The sequence below is a fragment of the Streptomyces sp. NPDC028419 genome, assembly GCF_055565515.1.
In genome coordinates this window covers 36,425-43,468 of the sequence record NZ_JBVHUE010000053.1, presented here as the reverse complement: position 1 = coordinate 43,468, position 7,044 = coordinate 36,425, and the positions used below count along the sequence as shown (strand labels likewise).

9 protein-coding genes are annotated in these 7,044 nt (G+C 70.5%); 7 read left to right on the top strand and 2 right to left on the bottom strand.

The features are described 5' to 3' along the window. The first annotated feature begins 584 nt into the window (after window positions 1-584). The 5 genes from ACZ4UB_RS37130 (at window position 585) to ACZ4UB_RS37110 (ending at window position 3,823) form a co-directional block, all read left to right on the top strand. The gene (locus ACZ4UB_RS37130; RefSeq protein WP_468077335.1) at window positions 585-1,280 is read left to right on the top strand and encodes an HNH endonuclease family protein; all 696 of its coding nucleotides are present in this window, start codon (window positions 585-587) and stop codon (window positions 1,278-1,280) included. A 769-nt stretch (window positions 1,281-2,049) separates the two neighbouring features. Beyond that, the gene (locus tag ACZ4UB_RS37125) at window positions 2,050-2,274 is read left to right on the top strand and encodes a hypothetical protein (protein ID WP_468077332.1); all 225 of its coding nucleotides are present in this window, start codon (window positions 2,050-2,052) and stop codon (window positions 2,272-2,274) included. Between the two features lie 6 nt (window positions 2,275-2,280). Continuing rightward, window positions 2,281-2,943 carry a helix-turn-helix domain-containing protein gene (locus ACZ4UB_RS37120; protein WP_468077330.1) on the top strand — a complete coding sequence of 221 codons (663 nt, stop codon included), beginning with the start codon at window positions 2,281-2,283 and terminating at the stop codon, window positions 2,941-2,943. A 308-nt stretch (window positions 2,944-3,251) separates the two neighbouring features. After that, window positions 3,252-3,584 carry a DUF6233 domain-containing protein gene (locus tag ACZ4UB_RS37115; RefSeq protein WP_468077328.1) on the top strand — a complete coding sequence of 111 codons (333 nt, stop codon included), beginning with the start codon at window positions 3,252-3,254 and terminating at the stop codon, window positions 3,582-3,584. Window positions 3,585-3,607: 23 nt separating this feature from the next. Continuing rightward, window positions 3,608-3,823: a hypothetical protein gene (locus tag ACZ4UB_RS37110; protein ID WP_468077326.1), complete on the top strand. Its 216-nt coding sequence runs from the start codon at window positions 3,608-3,610 to the stop codon at window positions 3,821-3,823. A gap of 264 nt (window positions 3,824-4,087) precedes the next feature. Here the strand turns inward: ACZ4UB_RS37110 and ACZ4UB_RS37105 are convergent, their stop codons facing one another. After that, entirely contained in the window at window positions 4,088-4,681 is a 594-nt protein-coding gene (locus ACZ4UB_RS37105) for a hypothetical protein (RefSeq protein WP_468077324.1), read from the bottom strand. 522 nt (window positions 4,682-5,203) lie between these two features. On the opposite strand from ACZ4UB_RS37105, the gene ACZ4UB_RS37100 reads away from it, so the two are divergent. Together ACZ4UB_RS37100 and ACZ4UB_RS37095 are read left to right on the top strand one after the other, a co-directional pair. Then, window positions 5,204-5,419, top strand: coding sequence for a DUF6207 family protein (locus ACZ4UB_RS37100; protein ID WP_468077322.1), 216 nt, complete (start codon window positions 5,204-5,206; stop codon window positions 5,417-5,419). 236 nt (window positions 5,420-5,655) lie between these two features. Next, window positions 5,656-6,255: a hypothetical protein gene (locus tag ACZ4UB_RS37095; RefSeq protein ID WP_468077320.1), complete on the top strand. Its 600-nt coding sequence runs from the start codon at window positions 5,656-5,658 to the stop codon at window positions 6,253-6,255. Window positions 6,256-6,433: 178 nt separating this feature from the next. Here ACZ4UB_RS37095 and ACZ4UB_RS37090 read toward each other — a convergent pair whose 3' ends face one another. Beyond that, window positions 6,434-6,976 (bottom strand): GNAT family N-acetyltransferase, encoded by a 543-nt coding sequence (locus tag ACZ4UB_RS37090; protein WP_468077318.1) that lies wholly within the window; start codon window positions 6,974-6,976, stop codon window positions 6,434-6,436. Window positions 6,977-7,044: the final 68 nt, after the last annotated feature.

Sequence of the window (7,044 nt, the reverse complement as noted above, 5' to 3'; positions counted from 1 at the left end):
CGCCGAGGTGGAAACCGCCATGAGCAGGACCGGAACCGAGGCGACCGCCAGCGCAGCCCGCCCCTTAGAAATCTTAAACATTCGAAATCCCCCATTTACCTAGCACGACAGCACTACGGATTATCACCCGCCCGTCCGGCTGGTCCCGGATTTGCGGTGAATTAATCCCTGCGAACACCTCGACACTATCCAGGGATAAGCGGGCGCTCAACAATGTTGATGAAAATTTGAGGTGGAGCGATAAGTTCCGCTTGCCGATTCATCCGACATGACGCCAACAGGAAAATCGCCTGGATCGTCAGTCAGTCGGGCCCAACAATCAATGCGACGGCCTTCGCCCAGGCGTATTAAGGCAGTTGGTGTGCGGAGCACACAAGCGCGGGGGCTACGCGGGGCGGCCCGTGTCCGTCAGCAGCCCGCAGAGCGGGCGGTGCCAGGCGTACGGCCGCCACCGCAGTCCCACACGCAGGACGCAGGGGCGTTTCTGCGGTGAATTCGGCCACCCTGGCGGGTGAGTTGGCTGCTCGGGGGCTGTCGCAGGTGGTCTTCGGGCGGCTACACCCGCCTATGTGATCAAGAACTTGATGCGCCGCGGTCTGCCCGCGCTCGCGCTCTGCGCCCTCCCCCTCCTTGCCTCCGCACCCGCCGCGCACTCCGCCCCCACGGGGAGCGGCGTCGCGGCCGCTGGCCCGAGCGGGTACCGGGCTCCGCTGCCGTTGTTCGAGGCGATCGACCGGCTCCCGGTCGCCGCCGAGCACCGCGAGGGCTACAAGAGGGACCTGTACAAGCACTGGAACCGCGGGCTGAACACGGTCGATGGCTGCGACACCCGCAAGGAGGTCATCCTGGCCGAAGCCGCGGTGGCGCCGCAGGTCGCGGCCGGCTGCAAGCTCACCGGCGGCTCCTGGCGCTCCGCGTACGACAACCTTGTGGTGACGGACGCGGGCCGGCTCGATGTCGACCACTTCGTGCCGCTCGCCGAGGTCTACGACTCCGAGCAGACTCCGTGGTCGGCGGCGCGGCGGGAGGCCTACGCGAACGACCAGGGGTCGCCGGACACCCTGATCGCGGTCTCGGCCGCCTCCAACCGCAGTAAGTCGGACAAGGACCCGGCCGAGTGGCTGCCCTCGGACGGCTCCTACCACTGCACCTACGCCGCGAGCTGGGTCGGCACCAAGCTGCGCTGGGACCTGGCCGCCGACGACGCCGAGGTCCAGGCGCTCCTCGGGCTCGCCGAGGACTGCCCCACCACCACCGTCGTCTACGAACCCGCCCCCTAGCAGCAAGCGCCGCCCAGGCTCCGCCTGCGGCTTGCCGAACCAGGTCGCAGGCAGGTGCATGTCCGTAGGGCAGAGGCCCGGCCGGGCCAGGACGTTGACTGGCGACGGAGGCTGGGCAGCGCTACCCACCGAGCAGCGTGAGCTTCAAGGGGCGCTCCCCGCCGCCGACGAGCCCGTCGGGCCTAGTCGTTCACTGGCCCGCTCGCTTGCGTTGGGGGACCGGGGAGCCGGGCCTGGGGGGATGTGCCGAGAGCCGGCACCCGTGAAGGGTGCCGGCTCTGTTGGCAGTTTCGCGCGCCAGCGCGATCGTGCGGATTCCCTGGAGGTGCTTCGGTTGGAACCGTCAGCAGCAGGGCGCCTTACCGGGCGAGCCCGGCCAGGCGTTGATGCTCTCAGCCGCGGGCGGGGTTGGGCAAGCAGGCGCGGGACGAAGAGGAGCCAATCAGGCTCTCCAAGATCACCATCAGCGAAGCGCAGGCCATAGCTGGTGGGTTGGGGCGGCGTTCGCCCTGATAGCCGACTATCACACCAGGCCGCGCATGCCCTTCTCGTGGATGAGTTCGATTTTGTTCTCACCCGGACGGCCAGGAGCCAAAGGGCGCGCAGGGTGAAGAGCGGCGCACACGGGGTGACAGGATGCTCTTGGGTCGCGACGGCGCCAGACGCCGCGACCCGCGTGAATCAGGTTGGAACCGCGGGGACTTGACGTCCCCTTTCCCGCCCTGCCCGCCACGTTGTGCGGGCACGGCGCCGAACTCAGGGAAGAGCCATGAACGACACCGTCTTCACCAAGCCGCAGCCCCCCAGCGGGCACGCCGTCGCGGTCGCCGTCTCCACGGCGTGCGCCACCGTCCTCACCGCGACGGGCACCTCGATCACCCACTCCCTGCTCCTGGTCGCCGGCGCGGGCATCGCCGGGGCCATCTCCGGCCGCCTCAGCAGCGGCCGGCCCGTCCGCGAGGTCGTGCGAAGCCTCCTCAACTCCCCCAACTAGACAGCCGTGGGCCGGCCCGAGAAGCCGGTGGCACGCCAGGCCCGAGCCCTGGGGCGCCTCGCCCTGGGGCTGCGGGCCGCCCGCCACCAAGCAAAGCTGTCCTACCGGGACCTGGCCGCGAAGAGCGGCTTCAGCCGGCCCGTCCTGCAGCGCGCCGCCTCCGGGACGACCATCCCGACGAAGGACGTCATCACCGCCTACGCGAACGCCTGCGGCATCGACCCCGCCCCCTTGCTGATCCTGCGGGAGAACGCCAAGGCCAGCAGGGAACAAGCCGCCCGTGGCGCCCGGACGCGGCCTCCCGCCGTCCGGCAGATCCGCGACGAGGCCGACATGGGCGCAGCCCTCGGCAAGGTCCACCGGGGTGCGGGCGCGCCGACGTACCGCGAGATCGACCAGCGCACCCAGACCACGGTGGGGATCATGCGGGTCAACAAGACGACCGTGCACCTGATCCTCTCCCGACAGCGCTTCCCCAGCTCCCGCGCGCAGCTGAAAGCCCTGCTGGTCGTCCACGAGGTCCCCGCGGCCCAGCACCGGGAATGGATGCGGGCCTGGACCCGCGTCAACCGGATCATCCAGGCCGAACGCCGCGCCAACCGCGCCCGCCGCGCCAAGCTCAAACTCCGCATCACCCGCACCCCCCGCCCACTCGCCGGGACCCTCTAACCCCAGCAGCACCCGTCCCGGGGCGCACCTCTCCGCGGTGCGAGGCGGTGGCGGAGGTGTGCGGCACGGCACCTAGGCAAGAAATTCGAACATGCGATCTAATGGAGGGAGGTAGTCCGCACCGTCGAGGAGCACCCCGTGAGCACCACCGCCTCCACCCCCGCCAGAGCCCAGCCCGTCACCTGGGCGCCCAGCCAGACCGGCCCGTGCGCGGCCTGCCACTCCCCCTGCTGCCGGTACGGGGTCGGCGCCTCGACCTTGTGCGTGAGCTGCAGAAACGCGCGTCAGATGGTGGTCCAGGGCCGGTGATGTCCGAGCTGCCGCCGGACGCCGCCCGGCTCCGCACCGTCGTGACCTACCTCCGCACCGAGCTCACCCGCGCGGAGCGCGCGCTCCTGGTCGCCGAGCAGGAGGAAGCCGCGACGGCGCAGCGCAGGACGCCGCCGGCGCCGCCCGCGTGGCTGGTCGAGCACGGGATAGGTGTCGGGCGCCCACCCACCCAGGTCCACGTCGGGGACTGCTGGGCCACCGGAAAACGCTGCGTGCCCGCCTCCGCCGAGCAACTGCGCGAACTCCTCGCCCGCGGTATCCCCGCCTGCATCCACTGCCGCCCCGACACCGCCCTCGGCGTGCTGGAGTGAACGCCTGCCCACAGGGTGAGCGCATGGACGCTGAAGCGCCGCGGATCCTCGTCGAGGCACCCGACGGCCAAGGCCGCCGGCGCGTCCGCGTCGACGGGATAGGCCTCGGGCGCGCCCGCGATCTGCGCGACATCTTCGAGTTCCTCCGTCGGGCCGGTCTCGACCCCGACGACATCGACCCCTACGACCGCACCCTCTTCACCTGGGACGGCGCCGGCCCCGGCTGGGGCCAGCCGTAGGACGGCGTGCCGGGTTCGGCCAGTTCCCCGATCTGGAGGCGCAAGGAGACGCGGCCGCACCCGGAAAGCTGCTGCCGGCCTCGCGCGCCCGCGCAGCTGGCGGATCCGCGGCAGCGCGCTGCCTGGCTCGCCCAGGTGAGGGTAGGCAACCCCCTCGACCGCTGCGGGATCGACGGCTGTGGTCGCCGAGCCGCGGCCCTGGGCAAGCCGCGCTCCGGTGGGCTTGCCCAGGGTCGCCTCAGGCTTGCCCACCACGTCGTGGGCTTACCGGCCCCGGTAGTGCGCGAGGAGGTCTTCGGCCTGGTCCGCGTTGATGCCCAGCGCGACGCCGACTTCCGCCGGTTCCATCGACCGGCCCGCGATGTGGGCGGCGTCGTAGCCGATGCTCCGCGCGAGGATCTCCAGCCGGCCCGCGGCCTTCAGCGCGCCGGCCGGCGCGTCATCGACGAGCCGGTCGAGTGCCTCGGTCAACTTCTCCAGCAGATGGTCGACCTCCTTGGGGAGCGCGATCGTCGATTCCTCGACGGCGGCGATGTGCCGGTCCCAGTCCTCCCGGCACCTCGCCGCGTCCTGGTGCGCCGGCTCGTCCTCGTACAGCGGCGCATCGCCGATCCGCGCCCAGTCCAGCGGGTACCGGTCACCGGTCCAGCCGCACGCGCACACCGCGCGCAGCAGCTCGGCGCGGGGCCCGTAGAACGGGCGCCCGCTGTAGCCGGCCCAGAAGTCGCTCGTGTGCCCGACCGCGGAGTTCCCGTCGAAGTACACCGGCTCCGGCACGCTGCCGTCCTCCAGCAGCACCCCCACCCGGCCCCGGTGCGACGTCCCGAACTCCTCCGTCGTCCACGACTCGTTCCGCATCCCCAAACCCCTTTTCCGCCCCTGCACACGCGGCCGCGGGCACACCAAGACCATCCCGCACCCGGTGACCCACACGAGGCGGAATCCCGAAGAACACAGCGAAGGCATGACGGCACTGCGGGCCAGGGTCCAGGGGTACAGCACGAGCGCAAAGTCGCCGGCTGCCGGCCGGAATACGAGGAGACCTCTCCCCTCGACTATCGTGAGGAAAGAGGTGTCGTTCTCCGAAAGAGGCTTGCCCACGGCCCCTGACCTGCACGAATGGAAGATCACCAAGTTCGGGGGGTCCCACCCACGGTCACACCTGCGGTCCCCCGCCTAGTGCACCCCTGCAGACAACCCTCCAGCCCCCTTCCGGTGCAACCCTCCTGCGGGGCAGGGTGCGGCGCCGGCCTCCGCGGCCGGGGAGGCTTGCCCAGGTGCGATGGACGGACCGGACCTGAGCTACCGTCTCCTCCCTCGTACGGGTGGCTCCGTCACCGCCGGCGAACCGCCCGGCGTCGTCGTGCTGTCGCAGTGGGCATGAAGCCGATCGACGAGCAGCACATCGCGGAGCCCGGCCTGGTGGTGCTGGACATCACCGGCGGAGACGAGGACACCGTCCGATCCGTCGCGGCCGCGCTGGAGAAGCGCTGGGCGACCTCGGGTATCGGCCCGGTGCGCAGGGATCCCGGCGAGCCCGGTGTCCGGGCCCGGATCTACGCCGACGTCCTGCGCCCCGGGCGCGGGAGCCCGTAGCCGAAAGCCTGGGCAAGCCGCCCCTGACGGGTGGCTTGCCCAGGCTGTCCTAAGGCTTGCCCCTCGGGGGCCGCGGTCAGCTGTGGCGGCGGAAGAGCTGTGCCGGGGCGGTCCGGCACATGCTCCTCGTCCAGCAACGGCGGCGCGGCCGCTTCGAGCCGGCGCTCTTGCGGCTGTGCCGCGGGTTGTCGGACCGTAGGGGATCTGACGTACACCACAGGGGAGAGAACAAGTCCGTGAAGGCAGTGGTGCTCTACACGATTCTCTGGGCCGTCACGGCCGGGGTCGCCTGGCGGTGCTGGAGGAGGTGGCGCCAGGGTGCCGACCAGTTGTGGCCAGCGAAGTGGGGTGCCCTGTCCGTGACGCTTCTTACGCTGGCCTTTTCGACGGTGTTGACGCTTCATTCCCTCGGCGTGGCGCCGGCCGTCACCATCAGCGTGGTCACGGTCCTGCTGGGAGGGGCTGCAGCGAGCATGATCGCCACGCCCGTGTCCGTCCGCCGTGCCGACGCCGCGACCCGGGCGATGCGCAGTGAGCTTGGGCTTCCCGTGGAGAGGCGCATGTGGCGCCCTGCCACCATCTGCACCCTGTGGTGCACGGGCGCCTTCGCGCTGTGGATCGTATGGATGTTCGCCCTCTCGATCAACCAGCAGCGACGGGTGATAGAGCAGTCTTTCGATCGCGGTCTCGCGATCTTGTTCTGCGTCATCGTCGTAGGGCTCGTGCACACCGGCGTCCAGGAGATGCGCGTCCTGCGGGAACAGCAGCGCGTCCGCGATGCCGAGAGCGCATACCTCGCCCCGTCCATACCGGACTCCGATCGGCCCCAGCAGTAGTTGACCACCTTGAGATCGACGGTGTCGGACGTCGAGTTGTGCTGGGCAAGCCGCGCCTCGGTGGGCTTGCCCAGGCTCCCCTAAGGCTTGCCCAGCAGCAGTCCGTGCTCATCAGTGACCCGCGACATCGAGGTGGCGAGCGGGGCGCCGTTCCGTGCTGGTGTTCCCGCCGGCCGTCTCACACGCTGGTGGAGGGGCCCTTCCAATGACGGGCGAGGAGTCCGTAGGTGTGGCTGTCCGTCCATTCACCGCGGATCAACTCGTCCTCGATGCCGTGTCCTTCGAGGCGGAATCCCGCGCGTTCCAGGACGCGGATCGAGTCGGTGTTGCGGGCATCGCAATGTGCTGAGAGGCGGTGCAGTCCGTGGGCGACGAGGTGGCCTACGACGCCGTGGACAGCTTCGGTGGCGTAGCCGTGGCCGTGGTGGTCGGGGGCGAGGGTGCAGCCGAGGTCGGCCTGGAGGCGGTTTTCGTGGAGGTCGACTCCGAAGTCGCCGATCAGCCGGCTGTCGGCTTTCAGCTCGATCGCGTACTGGAACCAGCCCGGGGCTTCGGGCTGGGCTTCGGCATATCCGCGGACGATCTCGGCGGCCTGGGCCACGGTGATTGGTGAGGCCCAGCTCTGGTATCGGGCTATGCCGGGGTCGGACCGGTAGGCGGCGAGGGCTGGCGCGTCGTCGGGACGGAACCGTCGGAGCAGCAGGCGCGGAGTCTCGATCATCGGATCAGCGTGCCACGTGGGGGCGGGCGTGAGGTTGGTGTCGTGGAATGCCGCGGCCCCGGCCCCCG